The organism is Streptomyces guryensis, from assembly GCF_021261325.1.
Taxonomy (GTDB): Bacteria; Actinomycetota; Actinomycetes; order Streptomycetales; family Streptomycetaceae; genus Streptomyces; species Streptomyces guryensis.
On sequence record NZ_JAJSBI010000003.1, the window covers coordinates 333,832 to 351,917 of the forward strand.

At 70.7% G+C, this 18,086-nt stretch carries 13 protein-coding genes and 1 pseudogene; 7 read left to right on the forward strand and 7 right to left on the reverse strand.

Annotated elements, in window-relative coordinates; genetic code table 11:
* Window positions 1-6 precede the first annotated feature (6 nt).
* Entirely contained in the window at window positions 7-1,602 is a 1,596-nt protein-coding gene (locus LJ657_RS08480) for a site-specific integrase (protein WP_232647776.1), read from the reverse strand.
* A gap of 59 nt (window positions 1,603-1,661) precedes the next feature.
* On the opposite strand from LJ657_RS08480, the pseudogene LJ657_RS08485 reads away from it, so the two are divergent.
* From LJ657_RS08485 to LJ657_RS08495, 3 genes and pseudogenes are all read left to right on the forward strand, one after another.
* A pseudogene (locus LJ657_RS08485) lies at window positions 1,662-1,964 on the forward strand (NUDIX domain-containing protein); the annotation flags it as partial.
* A 163-nt stretch (window positions 1,965-2,127) separates the two neighbouring features.
* Window positions 2,128-2,571, forward strand: coding sequence for an ATP-binding protein (locus LJ657_RS08490; RefSeq protein ID WP_372487829.1), 444 nt, complete (start codon window positions 2,128-2,130; stop codon window positions 2,569-2,571).
* Between the two features lie 273 nt (window positions 2,572-2,844).
* Window positions 2,845-5,511, forward strand: a complete 2,667-nt coding sequence (locus tag LJ657_RS08495; RefSeq protein ID WP_232647777.1) for a SpoIIE family protein phosphatase — start codon at window positions 2,845-2,847, stop codon at window positions 5,509-5,511.
* A 181-nt stretch (window positions 5,512-5,692) separates the two neighbouring features.
* Here the strand turns inward: LJ657_RS08495 and LJ657_RS08500 are convergent, their stop codons facing one another.
* Window positions 5,693-7,324 carry a hypothetical protein gene (locus LJ657_RS08500; protein ID WP_232647778.1) on the reverse strand — a complete coding sequence of 544 codons (1,632 nt, stop codon included), beginning with the start codon at window positions 7,322-7,324 and terminating at the stop codon, window positions 5,693-5,695.
* A gap of 76 nt (window positions 7,325-7,400) precedes the next feature.
* Here LJ657_RS08500 and LJ657_RS08505 point away from each other — a divergent pair, with 76 nt between their 5' ends.
* On the forward strand, window positions 7,401-8,630 hold the full coding sequence (locus LJ657_RS08505; RefSeq protein WP_232647779.1) for a glycoside hydrolase family 18 protein: 1,230 nt from the start codon (window positions 7,401-7,403) through the stop codon (window positions 8,628-8,630).
* 22 nt (window positions 8,631-8,652) lie between these two features.
* Here LJ657_RS08505 and LJ657_RS08510 read toward each other — a convergent pair whose 3' ends face one another.
* From LJ657_RS08510 to LJ657_RS08525, 4 genes are read right to left on the reverse strand one after another with little or no spacing between them, the layout of a single operon-like run.
* A complete protein-coding gene (locus LJ657_RS08510) occupies window positions 8,653-9,423 on the reverse strand; it encodes a succinate dehydrogenase/fumarate reductase iron-sulfur subunit (protein ID WP_232647780.1) in 771 nt (256 codons plus the stop codon).
* Window positions 9,420-11,363, reverse strand: coding sequence for a fumarate reductase/succinate dehydrogenase flavoprotein subunit (locus LJ657_RS08515; RefSeq protein WP_232647781.1), 1,944 nt, complete (start codon window positions 11,361-11,363; stop codon window positions 9,420-9,422). Before LJ657_RS08515 ends, LJ657_RS08510 begins: the two co-directional genes overlap by 4 nt.
* A gap of 16 nt (window positions 11,364-11,379) precedes the next feature.
* The gene (sdhC, locus tag LJ657_RS08520) at window positions 11,380-12,201 is read right to left on the reverse strand and encodes a succinate dehydrogenase subunit SdhC (protein WP_232647782.1); all 822 of its coding nucleotides are present in this window, start codon (window positions 12,199-12,201) and stop codon (window positions 11,380-11,382) included.
* Between the two features lie 19 nt (window positions 12,202-12,220).
* On the reverse strand, window positions 12,221-12,511 hold the full coding sequence (locus tag LJ657_RS08525; protein WP_232647783.1) for an Rv0250c family protein: 291 nt from the start codon (window positions 12,509-12,511) through the stop codon (window positions 12,221-12,223).
* A gap of 331 nt (window positions 12,512-12,842) precedes the next feature.
* Here LJ657_RS08525 and LJ657_RS08530 point away from each other — a divergent pair, with 331 nt between their 5' ends.
* The 3 genes from LJ657_RS08530 to typA all read left to right on the forward strand — a co-directional run bounded on the left by LJ657_RS08530 (window position 12,843) and on the right by typA (window position 17,831).
* Window positions 12,843-14,990, forward strand: a complete 2,148-nt coding sequence (locus tag LJ657_RS08530) for an ABC transporter family substrate-binding protein (RefSeq protein ID WP_232647784.1) — start codon at window positions 12,843-12,845, stop codon at window positions 14,988-14,990.
* A gap of 125 nt (window positions 14,991-15,115) precedes the next feature.
* Complete coding sequence (locus LJ657_RS08535; RefSeq protein ID WP_232647785.1) at window positions 15,116-15,790, forward strand: hypothetical protein; 675 nt, start codon at window positions 15,116-15,118, stop codon at window positions 15,788-15,790.
* A 133-nt stretch (window positions 15,791-15,923) separates the two neighbouring features.
* The gene (gene typA, locus LJ657_RS08540) at window positions 15,924-17,831 is read left to right on the forward strand and encodes a translational GTPase TypA (RefSeq protein ID WP_232647786.1); all 1,908 of its coding nucleotides are present in this window, start codon (window positions 15,924-15,926) and stop codon (window positions 17,829-17,831) included.
* 52 nt (window positions 17,832-17,883) lie between these two features.
* On the opposite strand, the gene LJ657_RS08545 is transcribed toward typA, so the two are convergent.
* A complete protein-coding gene (locus LJ657_RS08545) occupies window positions 17,884-18,084 on the reverse strand; it encodes a DUF397 domain-containing protein (RefSeq protein WP_232647787.1) in 201 nt (66 codons plus the stop codon).
* Window positions 18,085-18,086: the final 2 nt, after the last annotated feature.

Genomic DNA, 18,086 nt, shown 5'->3' on the forward strand with positions numbered 1-18,086 from the left:
CGCCCCTCATTGCGCAACCCCCGCCGCGACGACCGGGCCCACTACGGACCCGCCGTGCCGGGCGAAGATCCGTACCAGTGTGTCCACGCCCACCTTTTCGTCGTCGTCCAGCAGTGCCATCAGGTAGGAGACCTGCAACCCGGTGAAGGGCTCCAGGTAGTGCTCCCGAGTGGTGTCCGGGTGGCGGTGCCCGAGCAGGACGGCGAGCTGGAGCCAGATGTCGCCGAGCTGGTCGCGGAAGTCCTCGATCTCATCGGGGGAGAAACCCTCGAGGCGGCGCTCCTCCAGCAGCGAAAGGATCGAGAACCATTTCAACGCGAAGGAGTGCCGGCACATGTGGGGCGTCATCCACAGCGGGCACTCGCGCCGCAGCTGCTCGCGTTGTGCCTCGTCCAGTCGCCCTTGCGGATCGTCCTTCAACAACCACGCGTCGGCGATCCGCCGGTTCGCCGCGTCGAAGGTGTCCTCCCAGCTGTGCGGCTTCTTCGGTAATCCGTTCACCGACAACCACACCCACAGCGGTTCGAGGCCCTGCGGTGTACGGCGGAACAGCAGACGTCGGTCGTCCGGCGAGAGCTCGTCCAGCGCCACCGGCTGGGAGCCGTCGGCCGAGGCGACGTACGCCTGCCGGGTGCGGGGATTGTGGCCGGTGACGATACGTACCCCGTGCAGCCGCTCGTAGCGCCCCTGCTGCTGCGCGCGGCGGACGACCTCCGTCCTGGACCCCTCCAGTGGATCCAGGTACCCCTCGACGGACTGCAGCACCCGCCGGGGAATCCAGTACGTGCGCCCCTCCCTCCCGCCCTTGATGCACTTCGCCGCGAGCCACGCCGTCCCCATCCGCTCGCTGCCCGCCGCGGGAAGCTCGATGTCGAGGATGCTCGCCCACTCGCGCAGCCGGAGCCCGGTCCCGTACAAGCCGTCGACGAAAGCCGTGTCCCGGTCCTCGTTGAAGCCTGCTCGGTAAGCGGGACGACGCAGTCCGTCGAAGCCGTATCCGCGCAGGCCGATGTCCCGCCATTGCTCCAGGGCATCCCGTAGCAACCACTTGACCTGCCGGTTCGTCGCCCCTGCCGGACGCAGCGGGTCTCGTCGTGCCCGGCCGTACGCCTGCGGGGCCGGCGCCTCCTCGTCGGCGCGCACGGTTGCGACCGGGTTCGTGATGCCGAACCGGGAGCTTGCCCAGGTGTAGAAGCTGTTGAGCCCTGCACGGTCGGTGTCGAAGGACGTGGCCTTCACGCGCTCCTCGTTGCGTGCGTCGGTGATGCGCCAGTCCTTAAACGCCTCGATGTCGCGCACAGTGGCTCGGTCCCACGTGGTGCCGATGGCATCGAGGAAGTCGAGCCACACCACGAGCGTGTACGCGTAGCGCCGCCAGGTCCCCGGCTGGGACGTCGCCATCCGCCCCTCTCGGAAGAAGAGGTTGATGCGGGTGTCCGGCCGACCCGACGGCGACAGGACGACGGGTGTGCCGTGACGGGCTCCGTTGCGGATGGCCCTGGCGTGTAGGTCTCCGAAGTCAGGGAGTCCAGGGTCTTCGGTGGCAGGCGGTGGGGCGGTGAAGTCGTAGAAGTCGACGGACCAGTGTTCCAGGACGTTCACGTGCACAGCTCCGTGCGGGAAGAGTAACGAATCGACAGCAGAGAGTAGCCTAGAGAACCGGCGGCAAGGTCGAACAGGACGAGACCCCCGACGCGGCCCTCGTGCGCGAACTGCGCGAAGAACTCGGCGTGGACGCCGAGGCCGTAGCGCCCGTACCGGGGGAGTGGCCCCTGAGGCCGCCGTATGTCCTTCAGGTGTGGACGGCCCGCCTGCGCCCGGGTTCCGCGGCCCCCGAACCCCTCCAGGACCACGACGAACTGCGCTGGCTCACCCCGGACGAGCTGTGGACGGTGCCTTGGCTGGACCAGGACGTCCAAGCGGTACGTGAGGTGGCCGCCCTTCAGGGGCGTGGGGCTGTGTAGACATGCGGCTCCGCCGCGCGGGTGCGACCAGCCGCAACGCACCCGTGGCCGCCGGGCAACACGGCCTCCCGAGCTCATGGGCGCGCGGCACCGCTCCGGAGGAGCAAGCTCCCGGCCCGCACGGTACTGCGCCCTGGATATCGGGTATGTGCCCATTAACCCCATGAAACCGGACATGGGTGTGCACCTGGCCTGGGAAGTGATCGGCGTGATCGACACCGATGGCGACTGCGCCGAGTGGAGCTTTCCCGCGGAACCGGGCGCCGTCCGCAGTGCCCGCGCCGCCGTCCGCGGCCAACTGCGCACCTGGGAGCTGGACGTCCTCGGAGATCTCACGGCCCTGCTGGTCAGCGAGCTGGTCACCAACTCCCTTCGGCACGCCACGGGACCCATCGGCGTACGCCTCGTGCGGCCGGTCGCCCTTGAGGGCGTCCTGCTGGTGGAGGTCTCCGACCCGCTCCCCGACCCGCCGCGCGAACGCGTGGCCCGCCCCGAGGACGAGAGCGGCCGGGGGCTGCAACTGGTCGCCCACTCCTCACGCCGCTGGGGCACCCGGCCCGGCGAGGCGGGCAAGACCGTGTGGTTCGAGCTCGCCGTGCCGGGCTGAGCCGGCTCCTGGTCCGGTCCGTCGGACGCTGTACGCGGGCACCTGCCCTGTCGACCGGCTGGTTCAGGCCAGTGGCAGTGTTCGGTGCGCGTGGTTCGACGAGGTCCCGGCTGGTTAGAAGACTGGAAGTGTTGTCGCAGCCGGGACCGAAAACCGTCGGGACCGTGCTGTGATCGTGAACACCGTGTTGTGCGGCGCCGTAGTGCTGGATACTGCGGGCAGCCGCCCCCGGTGACCGGTGCCGGACGCGGTGAGCTGGAGGGGACGGTTCGCGTGAGCGAGATACCAGCGAAGGCCACGGAGTCCGAGGACCCGTCGGACGGCGCGAGGGCTGAGGCCGCGGGTGATGCCGCGGCCGATGTGACGAGCGGGACGGCGGGCGGGACCGGCCTGTCCTCCTTCGACGGGACCGACGGAACACCTCTCGGTGACGCCATGTGGCAGAGCAGCCCACCCGGCTCCATCTACGACTACATCAAGGTCGCGTCCTTCTCCATAGGCCCCGACGGGCTTGTCGACCAGTGGAGTCTGCGCGCCGAGCAGCTCTTCGGGATCCCCGCCGAGCACGCGGTGGGCATGGACCCCATCGAGGCCTTCATCGACTCCGACCTGCGGGAGCAGGGTCAGCGCAAGATGGCCGAGATCCTCGACGGGCGGGAGTGGACCGGAGTGGTCCCGTTCCGGAAGCCCGGCGCGGCAGCCGGGGAGAGCGGACAGGAGGGGCTCGCCGAGGTCTATGTGATGCCGACGCGGACCGAGGAGGGCGAGAAGGCCGCCGTCTGCATCGTGGTCGACGTACGCACCCTGCGCAGCATCGAGACCGACCTTGCCGCCTCGCAGTCGATTTTCGGTCAATCTCCTTTCGGGTTCCTGCTGATCGACACCGATCTGCGGGTCCGCCGCGCCAACCAGCAGTTTGCCAGCACCTTCGGCGGCACTCCCGACGACCACCGAGGCCGCGGCGTCCACGACTATCTGCAGCGGCCCGAGGCCGAGCGGGTCGCGGCCACCCTGCGCCGGGTCCTGGAGACCGGCAACTCGATCACGGACATGCACGTCACGGGCTTCGTGCCGGGTTCCGAGGACCGCCGCCACTGGTCCATCAACCTGTACCGCGTGCACAGCGGCTCCGGCCGCCCCATCGGTGTCGCCTGGCTCGGAACCGACATCACCTCCCGTCGCGCCGCGGCCCGCGAGGCCGCTGCCGCGCGGCGCAATCTCGCCCTTCTCAACGAGGCCGGCGCCCGCATCGGCAACTCCCTCGACCTGGAGACCACGGCCCGCGAACTCCTCGACGTCGTCGTCCCCGGATTCTGCGACCTCGCGACGGTCGACCTCTACCAGGGTCTGCTGGTGGGCGACGAGACCCCGCCGGGCCTCGCCGACGGCAGTGCGGAGCTGCGCCGGGTCGCCTTCGCCAGCGCGGTCTCCGACGCGCCGTTCGTCGGGGGCGGCGCTCCCGTCGCCCTCGGCGCGGTCCACCACTACCCCTTCAACTCCCCTTGCGCGGACGCCCTGCGCACCGCCCGCACCCAGCTCGTCCCCGGCGAGGAGGGCGGCCTCGTGCAGTCCACGCTGGCCGTGCCGATGGTCGCCCACGACACCGTCGTAGGACTCGCGCAGTTCGCCCGTACGAAGGGCAGCGAGCCGTTCGGGGACCGGGACCGGGACCTGGCGGTGGAGCTCGCGGCGCGTGCCGCCGTCTGTATCGACAACGCGCGCCTGTACCGCCGTGAGCACGAACGCGCCCTGATGCTGCAGCGGTCGCTGCTCCCGCCGGGCGACCCGGTGGCCTCGGGCCTGGACATCGCCTGCCGCTATCTGCCGGGCAACTCCTCCGCCGACCGCCCCAGCGAGGTCGGCGGCGACTGGTTCGACGTGATCGAACTGCCGGGCCACCGGACGGCGTTGGTGGTCGGGGACGTCATGGGCCGTGGCTTGCGCGCGGCCGTGGCGATGGGTGAACTCCGTTCGGCGGTACGGACGCTCGCCCTTCTCGACCTCGAACCCGCGGAAGTGCTGAGCGCGTTGGACGAGATCGCGCGTGGCCTCGGCGCGCCCGGCGGGGTGCAGCAGGCCACCCGTGCGGCCCGCCGCCCCCGGGAGGCGGACCTCTCCGAGGTGTACCTCGCCACCTGTGTCTACGCGGTCTACGACTCCGTCACCCGCCGCTGCACCTTCGCCAACGCGGGCCATCTGCCCCCCGTCCTGGTCGAACCCGGCGAGGACGCGCTGATGCTCGACGTGCCGCCGGGCATGCCGCTCGGCGTCGGCGGGGAGCCCTTCGAGGAGGTGGAGGTCGAACTACCCGAAGGTGCACTGTTGGCGCTCTACACGGATGGACTGGTCGAAAGCCGCGACCACCCCCTGGACGAGGGCCTCCAGGCCTTCGTCGGCGCGCTCACGGACCCCTCCGCGCCCCTGGAGGACGTCTGCGACCAGGTCCTCAACACCCTCGACACCCACCACGGCGAGGACGACATCGCCCTGCTGATGGCCCGCGTCCAGGGTCTGCCCGCCGACTCCGTCGGCGACTGGACCCTGCCGCGCGAGCCGCGCAGCGTGGGCAGGGCCCGCGAGTACGCCCGCGGCCAACTGCTGTCCTGGGACCTCGAACCCCTCGTCGACACCACGGAGTTGCTGGTCAGCGAGCTGGTTACCAACGCCCTGCGGTACGGCGAGGGTGACATAAGACTGCGGCTCCTGCTGGACCGCACCCTGGTCTGCGAGGTCTGGGACTCCGGCCTCGTCCAGCCCCGCCGCCGCCGGGCCCGCGACACCGACGAGGGCGGCCGGGGCCTCCAGCTCGTCGGCCTCCTGAGCGCGGCCTGGGGCTCCCGCCGCACCCCGCGCGGCAAGACGGTGTGGTTCGAACTGCCCCTGCCGGACGGGGAGACGGGGCTCACGGATCCGGCGGAGGCGCTGCTGAGTCTGTTCTGACCCTCGGCGCTCCACGGCCCTGCCGGTGCGCGGCTCCGCGGCGGGGCCGCATTCAGCCCGGCCCTCGATCGTCTGCCGGCACGTCGTGGCTGGTCGCGCCCGCGCGGCGGAGCCGCATGGCGATACAGTCCCGCGCCCCTTCAGGGCGCGGCCGAACCGCCGTGCCCCTCGCCCGACCTGCTCAGGGCCTGTCCGGCGGACTCCGCCGGAGACCCTGGTCAGGAGACCCCGACTCCGCCCGGCGGACATGGGTGCGGGGGCCGCCGAAGCTTGCCGGGGGGCCGCCCTCAGAAGGGGGGCCCAGCAGGACTCCGCCGACGACCGCCCCTGCGGTTCCGCTCTCGTGCTCGGCCGCACCGGCGAGCGGGTTGCCACGCACCCGTACGTCACGCTCGGCGAGTTCGCGGGCCCGGCGGGCCAGGGCGTCGGTGGCCGGCAGCTCCGGCGGCTCCTCGGCGAGCAGCCGCTGCGCCTCCGCCAGCCGGGTGCGCGCCGTGCTCCCGACGGCTCCCCGGTGCGTCATGACGTAGGCGTCGGCCTCGGCCACGGCACTCCGCGCGACCAGCGACGCGGCGACCGACAGCACCCCCTCCCGTCCGACCCCCACCGGCCCAAGGCCCCGCACGATCAGCCGGAGCGCGTCGAGCGGGTCGTACGGCCCGGCCGTGACCTCGTCTCGTACGGCGGCCAGGACGAGGTCGGCGTGGGCGGCGCGGGCATGCAACTCGCCGGCGGAGATGTCTCCCGCATCGGTACGAGCTGTCCGCGCGGCCGCGAGCTCCGCCTCCGCCCCGGTGAGTGCGGCCGGCACCAGTCCCGCTGCCGATGCCAGATCGGCGGCGAGCCGCTCGACGCCGGCCACGAACACGTCGGCCTGGGCTATCGCCCCCTCGGCGGCCCGCAGATGCCGTGCCGCATCCTCGTCCGCCCCCATGTCCGCGGCCTGGCGGGCCTGGTTGAGCCTGGTCGTGGCGAACACCAGGCGGTCCTTGGCCTGTTCGGCATGCCCGGTGACAACCTCGACCGCGGTGGAGCCGTACCGCCGGCCGAGACCGGCCGACGTCGCCCCGGCGCCTGCAGTACGCGCGGCCAGCGCACGGAACCGGCCCTCCGCGACCTCCAGCGCCTCGCCCAGACCGTCCGCCGTCCCCAGCGCGCGCAGCAGGTCGAACCCCGCGGCCTCCGCGTCCAGCCGCCGCCCCGCCTCCTGACACCGCCCGACCATCCCGGTGAGCGCGTGCCGCCGGGACGTCTCGTCCTCCGGGACACCGTCGTCGTACTGCTGCCGCATCCGGAAGGCGGCCGACAGCTCGGACTCGGCGTCCCGCACGGCCCGTAGGAACGGCGCCACGGAGTCCGCCCCGGACCGCGCCTCGGCGAACCCGAGCTCCTCCCGGCTGGTGCGCACCCAGTCGTCGGCCTCGGCCAGCAACACCCTGACGCGTTCGTCGAGTTCGGAGAGCGGCGGTGCGTGCGGCCCGGCGGGGGCCGGGGCGCCACCGGGCGTCGTACGCGTCCGGGCCCGCCGGGTGCGCCGCACATACCCGTACCCCGCGACCACCGCCGCCGCGCCCACCGCAACCAGCGGCAGCACCAGATCGACCGTCGACGTCCCGTCCTGCTGCGGGGCGGCGGCGCTCGCGGCGGCCGGGTGCGCACGGGTGGCCGGAACCGGCATGTCACTGCTGATCGTCATCCACGGCAACACCAGCCACACCAGCCCGGCCAGCCCGCCCACCACGGTGTGCAGCACCCGCAGGGATATATGAGCGGTGGCACGCCGCGGCCGGCCCCGGATCAAGGATGACGTCACATTTCGGAGCGTATGAGCAGGAATGCGGCCGCGCGACCGGGCGGGATCGAATGGGCTCGATGAGGGGGGAGCAGGGATGGAACGGACGGGGCCCCAGCAGCGCAGCGGGACGGACGAGCCGGTGACAGGCACCGGGGAGCCACCCGGGACCACCACCCACACCGCGGCAGCCGCCGACGGTGAGAACCCCCCACAGGGGCCACCCGCACCCGACGACGAAGGCAGTACGGGTGGTGCGGGTGGGAACGGAAAAGCCGAGGCGCCCAAGCCCAAGCCAGAGCCAAAGCAGCAGCCGCAGCAATCGCGCCGCCGCCGCCGGCGACGCCTCACCCTCGCCCTGGTCCTGGTCTTCCTCGTCCCCTTACTCGCCGCCGAATCCGCTCTCCGCCTGAACTACACCGGCGACCCCAAGCAGGGCACGTACACCAGAAACCGCGACGCCGTCTGGCTGGGCCACGCCTGGGTCGACGGCCGGAAGACCGACGCCGACGTCACCGCCCTCGCCGACCGCCTGAAAACCACCGGCATCCGTGACCTGTACGTCCACGCGGGCCCCCTGGAACACAACGGCACCCTCCCCAGGTCCGCGTATCCCAAGGCGAGTTGGCTCATCAGGACCCTGCACAGCCGAGCGCCGCGGCTACGCGTCCAGGCCTGGCTCGGCGACGTACTCGCGACCGAGGGCCCGACGGGGATGCGTCTGGAGCGGCCGGCGACCCGCGCCGCGATCGTCGCCTCCACCCGCCGGATCCTGGTGACCGGCTTCGAGGGGGTCCACTTCGACCTCGAACCCCTCCCCTCAGGCGACCGCGACTACCTCACCCTCCTCGACTCCCTGCGCTCCGTCACCCGGTCGCACCACGCCCTGCTGTCCGTCGCCGCCCACCACATCGACCCGCTCCCCGGCTTCCACGCCTTCTGGGGCACGGTGGCCGGACACCCGAAGTGGTGGTCGCAGCGGTTCTTCGGCCAGGTCGCGCGCCGGGTCGACCAGATCGCCGTGATGTCGTACGACACCATGCAGCCGCTGGAGAGCCTGTACGGCGGCTACGTCGCCCAGCAGACCTCGCTCGCCCTGGAGGTCACCCCGCCCTCCACCGACCTGCTGATGGGCCTGCCCTTCTACCACGAGAACCGCTTCGGCCACTGGGCCCATGCGGAGACCGTCCCGGCCGCCGTCCGAGGCGTCCGCCTGGGCCTGTCCCGCACGGACGCGGACCGCACCAACTTCGGCGTCGCGCTCTACGTCGACTTCGCGGCGACGGAGGCGGACTGGAGGGCGTACCGGGACGGCTGGGTGCGCTGAACCCGGCCGCCCCCTCCGCGGACTACGAGGACCGGCGTCGGATCTTCGATCCCAGCCACACCAACGGGTCGTACTTCCGGTCGACCGCCCGTTCCTTCAAGGGGATCAGCGCATTGTCCGTGATCTTGATGCCCTCGGGGCAGACCTCGGTGCAGCACTTGGTGATGTTGCAGTAGCCGAGGCCGTGTTCGTCCTGGGCGGTCTTCTTGCGGTCGAGACCGCTCTCGGCGGCCGCGTCCAGCGGGTGCATGTCCAGCTCCGCCACCCGCATCAGGAAGCGCGGCCCGGCGAACGCGGCCTTGTTCTCCTCGTGGTCCCGCACGACATGGCAGGTGTCCTGGCACAGGAAGCACTCGATGCACTTGCGGAACTCCTGCGACCGGTCCACGTCCTCCTGCATCATCCGGTACTCGCCGGGCCCCACGCCCTCCGGCGGCACGAACGCCGGCACCTCGCGCGCCTTGGTGTAGTTGAAGCCGACGTCCGTCACCAGATCCCGTACGACGGGGAAGGCGCGCAGCGGTGTGACGGTGATCGTCTCCTCCGGCGTGAACACCGACATCCGCGTCATGCACATCAGCCGCGGCCGCCCGTTGATCTCGGCGGAGCACGAACCGCACTTGCCGGCCTTGCAGTTCCAGCGGACCGCCAGATCGGGAGCCTGGGTGGACTGGAGGCGGTGGATGATGTCCAGGACCACCTCGCCCTCGTTGACCTCGACCTTGAAGTCCTCCAGGCCGCCGCCCTTGACGTCGCCCCGCCAGACCTTGAAGCGGGCCTCGTAGCTGCTCACTCGTACAGCTCCTCTTCGGCGAGGTACTTGACCAGCTCTTCCTTCTCGAAGAGAGCGAGCAGGTCGGGGCGGATGGGTTCGGTGGTCTCGCGGGAGAGGTCGATCTGGCCGCGGACGGGATCGGTCGCCGCCAGTCCGCCCGTGGGGTCGACCAGCCGGCACAGCAGGTTGATGTTGCGCCACGTGCGGTCCATCGTCGGATGGTCCTCGCGGGTGTGGCCGCCGCGCGACTCGGTGCGCTCCAGCGCCGCCCGGGCCACGCACTCGCTGACCAGCAGCATGTTCCGCAGGTCCAGCGCGAGATGCCAGCCGGGGTTGAACTGCCGGTGCCCCTCGACACCGGCCCGGCGGGCCCGTACCCGAAGGTCCGCCAGCTTCTCCAGGGCCTGCTCCATCTCGCCCTCGCGGCGGATGATGCCGACGAGGTCGTTCATGGTCTGCTGGAGTTCCTGGTGCAGGGTGTACGGGTTCTCCGGCGGGCGGCCGTCTTCCGCCCCGGGCGCGGGGCCCTCGGCGGAGAAGGGGCGCAGCGCCTCCGCCGCTGCCGTGTCGACCTGGACGTCGTCGACGGCGGGGCGTTCGAAGGCCAGGGCCGCCGAGTACTCGGCCGCGTGCCAGCCCGCCCGGCGTCCGAACACCAGCAGGTCGGACAGCGAGTTCCCGCCGAGCCGGTTGGAGCCGTGCATACCGCCGGCCACCTCGCCGGCCGCGAACAGCCCGGGCACCCCGCGCGCGGCGGCGGTGTCGGACTCGACCGCGATGCCTCCCATCACGTAGTGGCAGGTCGGCCCGACTTCCATGGCCTCCGCCGTGATGTCGACGTCCGCCAGCTCCTTGAACTGGTGGTACATGGACGGCAGCCGGCGCCGGATGACCTCGGCGGGCATACGCGTCGACACATCCAGGAAGACCCCGCCGTGCGGGGAGCCGCGGCCCGCCTTCACCTCGGAGTTGATCGCGCGGGCGACCTCGTCACGGGGGAGCAGCTCCGGGGGACGCCGGTTGTTGTCGGGGTCCTCGTACCAGCGGTCGCCCTCCTCCTCCGACTCGGCGTACTTCTCCTTGAAGACGTCGGGGACGTAGTCGAACATGAAGCGTTTTCCGTCGGAGTTCCTGAGCACCCCGCCGTCGCCGCGGACCGACTCCGTGACGAGGATGCCCTTCACCGACGGCGGCCAGACCATCCCCGTCGGGTGGAACTGCACGAACTCCATGTTCAGCAGCGGCGCCCCGGCCAGCAGCGCGAGCGCGTGCCCGTCGCCGGTGTACTCCCACGAGTTGGACGTGACCTTGAAGGACTTGCCGATGCCGCCGGTCGCGATCACCACGGCAGGGGCTTCCAGAACGAAGAAACGGCCCGTCTCACGCTCGTAGGCGAAGACACCGGAGACCCGGCTGCCGTCTTTGAGTACCCGGGTGACCGTGCACTCCTGGAAGACCTTCAGGCGCGACTCGTAGTCGCCGGTCTCACGAAAGTCCTCCTGCTGGAGGGAGACGATCTTCTGCTGGAGCGTGCGGATGAGTTCGAGCCCCGTACGGTCGCCGACGTGTGCCAGACGCGGGTACTCGTGGCCGCCGAAGTTGCGCTGGGAGATCTTCCCCGCCTTCGTACGGTCGAAGAGGGCGCCCCAGGTCTCCAGCTCCCACACCCGGTCCGGGGCCTCCTGCGCGTGCAGCTCGGCCATCCGCCACTGGTTGAGGAACTTGCCGCCGCGCATGGTGTCGCGGAAGTGGACCTGCCAGTTGTCGTGCTCGTTGACATTGGCCATCGCCGCCGCAATGCCGCCCTCGGCCATCACCGTGTGCGCCTTGCCGAACAGCGACTTGCAGATGACTGCCGTACGGGCGCCTCGCTCGCGCGCGTCGATGGCGGCACGCAGTCCGGCGCCCCCGGCGCCGACCACGACCACGTCCCACTCCTGGCGGTCGACCACGGACATCAGAAGGCACCCCTCATCAGAAGAATCGCGGATCGTCGAAGGCGCCGGACGCCAGCAGATAGACGTAGAAGTCGGCGAGCGCCACGCTCACCAGCGACGCCCAGGCGAGCAGCATGTGACGGGCGTTCAGCTTCCCCACGAACTGCCACGCCTTGTAGCGCACGGGATGCTTGGAGAAGTGCTTGAGCTTGCCGCCGACGATGTGCCGGCACGAGTGGCAGGAGATCGTGTACGCCCAGATCAGCGTGATGTTGACCAGGAAGACGACGGTGCCGAGGCCCATGTGGCCCCAGTTCTCGTGGGTGTCCCGGAAGGACAGCACCGTGTCGTACGTCAGCACGCCCGCGACCAGGATCGCCGCGTAGAAGAAGTACCGGTGGATGTTCTGCAGGATCAGCGGGAAGCGGGTCTCACCGGTGTACTTCTTGTGCGGCTCGGCCACCGCGCACGCCGGGGGCGAGGCCCAGAAACCCCGGTAGTAGGCCTTGCGGTAGTAGTAGCAGGTCAGGCGGAAGCCGAGCGGGAAGATCAGGATGATGACGGCGGGGGAGATGCCCCACCAGCTCCCGAAGAGGTCGGCGTTCGGGCCCGACGGCATGTTCTTGCAGTTCTCCGCCAGACACGGCGAGTAGAACGGGGAGACATACGGCGCCGAGTAGTAGTCCGCGTTCGCGAAGGCCCGCCATGTCGAGTACACGATGAAGGCCAGCAACCCGGCCGCGGTGGCGGCCGGAGCCAGCCACCAGCGGTCGGTCCGCAGATGCGGGGCGTCGATCGCGGCGCGCGTACCGGTGCGTACGCCGCCGCTGTTCAGATGTGGTTCCGTACCAGTGGCCAACTCATGACTCCGGTCGGGTTCAGGGGGCGTGGCGGTCGCGGGCGCCGAGTCCTTCGTCGTCCGTGTCGATCCACAGCGAGGGGTCGTACGGGGTGTCGGGGATGGTGACGAGTTCCGGTTTGCGCGGTGCGCTCGGACTCGACGTCGCCTCGCGCAGGAGGGCAACGCTCTCCTTGAGGTGATCGGCGTCGGCGCGGACGCGGCGCATGTCCAGCCCGCCACTGCCCAGCTGCTTCTCCAGGCGGCCAACGGACCGGGACAGGTCGTCCAGGCAGCGCTGCATTGTCGTCAGGTCGTCCTGCACGGACATGACGTGACCTCACTTCCATGGGCCGTCAGGCCCCAGTGGCAACGTTCATGCGCCTGCGAGTGTTGCGCGTCACACCTGCCTGTGGGAAGGGATGTGCAGCGATTGGCGGATTGCACGCCTCCAGTGCACGCCCGCAAGCGCTCTGTGTGCGCCGGGGGCGCACATTGGGCCGTACGAGTGGGGTTGCCCGGCTCTGCCGCCGTGTCATCCCCGGTGGCCGAACCCTTTCCTCTTCAGTGGGTCCGTAGATCTGATCAACTCCAAAATACCGCCAAATGTGATCAGACCCCCACCCGTGTCACCGGCTGGAGCGGCCTCGGAGGTAGCAGTGATGTCCCACGACGGGAGACTGAGGACCAGGCCCCGCGCTGTCGCGCGTGCTGTCGCCTTCCTCGCCGCGGGTGTGCTCGTGCTGCCCGGGCTCACCGGCTGCGCATCCGAGGACAAGGCGGGCAAGCCGCTCGCCGGGCCGGACATCGCGCCCGCCGACCGTGACCTGGTGGCCGACGGCGGCACCCTGCGCTGGGCCGTGGACGACGTACCGGAGACCCTGAACACGTTCCAGTCGGACGCCGACGCGACCACGAACCGCGTCGCGCAGGCCGTCCTCCCGTCCATGTACCGGCTGGACCGGAACGGCCGGCCGCAGCGCGACTCCGACTACCTGGAGTCCGCCAAGGTCGTCCAGACCGAGCCCAAGCAGGTCGTGCTCTACAAGCTCGCCCAGCAGGCCGTCTGGAGCGACGGCCGGGAGATCGGCGCCGCCGACTTCGCCGCCCAGTGGCGCGCCCTGTCCGGCAAGGACAACGCGTACTGGACCGCCCGCAACGCCGGCTACGACCGCATCGAGAAGATCGAGCGCGGGGCCAACGACCTGGAGGTCAAGGTCACCTTCGCGCGGCCGTACGCCGACTGGCAGTCGCTGTTCTCGCCGCTCTACCCCAAGGACGTCATGGGGACGCCGGACTCCTTCAACGACGGCGCACGCAGGACGCTCAAGGTCACCGCCGGGCCCTTCGCGTTGAAGGCGGTCGACCACAAGAACAACCAGGTCAGCCTGGTCCGCAACCCGCGCTGGTGGGGCCGGCCCGCCAAGCTGTCCGAGATCGACCTGATGGCCGTACCCCTCGACAAGCGGCCCGCCGCGCTCGCAGGCGGGGAGATCGACCTGGCCGAGATCGACTCGTCCGCCGCCCAGCGCATCGCACCGGCCGGCGGGGCCAAGGGCTCCGCCGCGCTGCCGGGCCCGGAGGCCAGGCGCGCCGCCGCCAGGACGCTGCCCGCCGACGCCGAGGGGCTGAGCGGTTTCGAGGTCCGCAAGTCGCTGGAGCCGGTCTACACCCAGCTCGCCCTCAACGGCGCCGACGGCCCCCTCGCGGACGAGCGCGTCCGCCGGGCCGTGGCCCGCGCCCTCGACCGCAAGGCGCTCGCCGAGGCCGTCCTCAAGCCGCTCGGGCTGCCCGCCGTGCCCGTCGGCAGCCATCTCGCGCTGTCCGGGCAGGCCGCCTACGAGGACAACAGCGGCGCGCTCGGCGGCCAGGACACCGCTCAGGCGCAGGCGCTGCTCACGGACGCCGGGTGGGTGCGCGGCGGCCCGGTCAAGGAGCAGACAAAGCCGAAGAAGGGGGAGAAGGCCGCCGGGGCCGAGGGGACCGACGAGTCCGAGGGCGGCAACGACGGAACGTACATCGTCGGCGAGGACGACAGCGGCGGGGACAGCAAGAGCGGGCACCGCAAGGACCCCAAGGACCACACCAGGAAGCAGGACAGGGCCAAGGGCGGCGAGCAGGCCGACACGCACCTCGCGGACGGCAAGCAGCACGCCGGACGGCGGCCGGAGCAGGGCGGTGCGCCCGGCGCCTACGCCCCCAAGGGCACTGCGGCCCCGGCCGGCGCCGCGGCCGGCATGCTGGCCAGGAACGGCAAGCCGCTCACCCTGCGTTTCGTGCTCCCGTCGGGACCCGGCTCGCAGGCGCTGCGGACGGTGGCCGACCGGATCAGCGGCATGCTGGAGCGGGTCGGCATCGGCACCCGGATCACGAAGGTCTCCGACGAGAGCTACTTCAAGGACCACATCGCGTCCGGGCAGTTCGACCTCGCCCTGTACTCCTGGCCCGCCTCCGCGTTCCCGGCCACCGACGCCCGGCCCATCTACGTCAAGCCGGTCCCGGCCGCCGACGGCTCCCTCGACGTCGAGCAGAACTACACCCGCGTCGGCACCGACCAGGTCGACCACCTCTTCGACCAGGCGGCCGCGACCCTGGACGCCGACGAGAACCTCTCCCTGATCCGCAAGGCCGACTCCCGCATCTGGGCCGCCGCCGGCTCCATCCCGCTGTACCAGCGCCCCCAGCTGACGGCCGCGAGCAAGAACCTGGTGAACGCCGGTTCCTTCGGCTTCCAGACCCCGGTCTACCAGGACATGGGCTTCCTGAAGAAGGGCGCGAAGCCTTCGGCGAGCGCTTCGTCGGACGGCTGAGCGGTGCGGTGGCTCAGGAATAGCTCAAAAGGCTTGTGGTAGGCGCCCGGCGCACGCAGCATGAATCGACCATTGATCATGCCGCGGGCGCCGGGCGTCCGTGCGCGGGGGAACGGGGACGGCGGATGCGCTGCAGCACGCGCGGGACTTGGGCGACGGGACTGGCCGGGGTGGCGCTGGTGGCGGGGCTCACGGGTTGCAGTGGGGGCGGCGACGGCAGAGCGGCCGCCAAGAGCAGTGCCCCGGCCGTGGCGAAGGCCTGCGCGGACGGAACCTTCACCTGGTCCGCCGTCAAGAAGACGGAGAAGCTGACCGGTGTCTCCGGGGTGCAGGCGTTGGGCAATGGCGGCGGCACGCTGTCGGATCCGCTCAGGCGGGTGTACACCCCGCGGGCGTCGGTGAAGGTATCGGGTCCGGCCGTCTCCCCGGGGGAGGTCCTCTTCTCGCTGGGCAAGAAGACCGGCGAGATCGAGTCGGACGCCCGCACCCTGGCGGAGTCGGGCGGCGACACATGGAGCTTCACCGACGTGCACGCCAAGGCCCCGTCCCTCAACGGGGACCGCACCACGGTCGAGGGGGCCGGGGAGATCGTGAAGTACGCCGCGGTGCGCGAGGTGGCGGGTGACTTCCGTTACACCTGCCCGGGCGGTACGACGACCAAGGGGCAGGCAAGGTCCTGGCAGGACGACATCACCGGTGTCCTCGACTGCCAGGAAGGCGTCCACCACTCGGAGGCCCTCGCCCGCCAGGCCGCCCGGCTCTCCTGCGAACCCGGCTCCCCGGCCACCCGGAACGCCTGACCCCGTCGCCCGGCGAGCCGCCGCCGCAGCGGCCCCGTACCATGGGGTAAGGCCGTGGCGTGTTCAGCCCGGCAGGGTCCGCGTAACACAGACGTACGCGTCGGCCTTCCTCACACTCCGGGAGTACGCCTTCATGGCCACGCGCCACGACATTCGCAACGTCGCCATCGTCGCCCACGTCGACCACGGCAAGACGACCCTCGTCGACGCCATGCTGAAGCAGGCCGGTGCCTTCGCCGCGCACGCCGCCGAGTCGCTCGACGACCGCATGATGGACTCGAACGACCTGGAGCGTGAGAAGGGCATCACGATCCTGGCCAAGAACACGGCCGTGAAGTACCACCCGAAGGATGGCGGCGACGTCATCACCATCAACATCATCGACACCCCGGGCCACGCCGACTTCGGTGGCGAGGTCGAGCGCGGTCTGTCGATGGTGGACGCGGTGGTCCTGCTGGTCGACGCCTCCGAGGGCCCGCTGCCGCAGACCCGGTTCGTGCTGCGCAAGGCGCTGCAGGCCCGCCTGCCCGTGATCCTGTGCATCAACAAGACGGACCGCCCCGACTCCCGCATCGACGAGGTCGTGAACGAGGCCTACGACCTCTTCCTCGACCTCGACGCCGACGAGGACCAGATCGAGTTCCCCATCGTCTACGCCTGCGCGCGTGACGGTGTCGCCTCGCTGACCAAGCCGGAGGACGGCACGGTCCCGCAGGACAGCGACAGCCTGGAGCCGTTCTTCTCCACGATCCTGTCCCACGTCCCGGCCCCGGAGTACGACGAGACCGCCCCGCTCCAGGCGCACGTCACCAACCTGGACGCCGACAACTTCCTCGGCCGTATCGCGCTGCTCCGCGTCGAGCAGGGCGAGCTGCGCAAGGGCCAGACCGTCACGTGGATCAAGCGTGACGGCACGATGTCCAACGTGCGCATCACCGAGCTGCTGATGACCGAGGCGCTCACCCGCAAGCCCGCCGAGGTGGCCGGCCCCGGTGACATCTGCGCCGTCGCCGGTATCTCGGACATCATGATCGGTGAGACCCTGGCCGACCCGGAGAACCCGATCCCGCTGCCGCTGATCACGGTCGACGAGCCGGCGATCTCGATGACCATCGGTACGAACACCTCGCCGCTGGTCGGCCGCGGCGGTACCGGCAAGGGCGCCGACAACAAGGCCGCGGTCAAGGACCGCAAGGTCACGGCCCGCCAGGTCAAGGACCGCCTCGACCGCGAGCTGGTCGGTAACGTCTCCCTCCGCGTGCTCGACACCGAGCGTCCGGACGCCTGGGAGGTCCAGGGCCGTGGTGAGCTGGCGCTCGCCATCCTGGTCGAGCAGATGCGCCGCGAGGGCTTCGAGCTGACCATCGGCAAGCCGCAGGTCGTCACCAAGGACGTCGACGGCAAGGTCTACGAGCCGGTCGAGCGCATGACGATCGACGTGCCCGAGGAGCACATGGGCGCGGTCACCCAGCTCATGGGCGTCCGCAAGGGCCGGATGGACAACATGTCCAACCACGGCTCGGGCTGGGTCCGCATGGAGTTCGTGGTCCCGTCCCGCGGCCTCATCGGCTTCCGTACCGAGTTCCTCACCCAGACCCGCGGCACGGGCATCGGCCACTCCATCCACGAGGGCCACGAGCCCTGGTTCGGGCAGCTCCAGACCCGTAACAACGGCTCGCTGGTCGCCGACCGCGCCGGTGCCGTCACCGCCTTCGCGATGACGAACCTCCAGGAGCGCGGCGTGCTGTTCACCGACCCCGGCACCGAGGTGTACGAGGGCATGATCGTCGGCGAGAACTCGCGCTCCGACGACATGGACGTGAACATCACCAAGGAGAAGAAGCTCACCAACATGCGGTCGTCCTCGGCCGACACGTTCGAGGCGATCGTCCCGCCGCGCAAGCTCTCGCTGGAGCAGTCGCTGGAGTTCTGCCGCGACGACGAGTGCGTGGAGGTCACCCCGGAGGCGGTCCGCATCCGCAAGGTGAACCTGGACGCCCGCGAGCGCGCCCGCGCGGCGAGCAGGGCCAAGCACGGCTGACGGCAGGCCATTTGAAGCCTGGGTGCCCCTGTCTCGGGGGCACCCAGGCTTCTCAGTCTGCTGCGGGGGCTGTGTACTTGAGGGCTTCGACGAACAGGGTGAAGGCTTCGGCGGGGAGGGAGAGGGTTGCCCTGGCCGGGGCCTTTGAGTCGCGGATGGCTATGTGGTCGTCCAGGTGGGCGACTTCCACGCAGGCATCGCCCTCGTCCCCACCGGAGAAGGAAGACTTCTGCCAGGAGTGGGGGGTCAGCACGC

What these genes read in the sequence shown, in the direction of transcription:
- LJ657_RS08490 (WP_372487829.1), top strand. Translation starts at nt 2,128, where the DNA reads ATGAAACCGGACATGGGTGTGCACCTGGCCTGGGAAGTGATCGGCGTG.
- LJ657_RS08505 (WP_232647779.1), top strand. Translation starts at nt 7,401, where the DNA reads ATGGAACGGACGGGGCCCCAGCAGCGCAGCGGGACGGACGAGCCGGTG.
- LJ657_RS08515 (WP_232647781.1), bottom strand. Translation starts at nt 11,363, where the DNA reads ATGTCCGTGGTCGACCGCCAGGAGTGGGACGTGGTCGTGGTCGGCGCC.
- LJ657_RS08525 (WP_232647783.1), bottom strand. Translation starts at nt 12,511, where the DNA reads ATGTCCGTGCAGGACGACCTGACGACAATGCAGCGCTGCCTGGACGAC.
- LJ657_RS08530 (WP_232647784.1), top strand. Translation starts at nt 12,843, where the DNA reads ATGTCCCACGACGGGAGACTGAGGACCAGGCCCCGCGCTGTCGCGCGT.
- LJ657_RS08535 (WP_232647785.1), top strand. Translation starts at nt 15,116, where the DNA reads ATGCGCTGCAGCACGCGCGGGACTTGGGCGACGGGACTGGCCGGGGTG.
- typA (WP_232647786.1), top strand. Translation starts at nt 15,924, where the DNA reads ATGGCCACGCGCCACGACATTCGCAACGTCGCCATCGTCGCCCACGTC.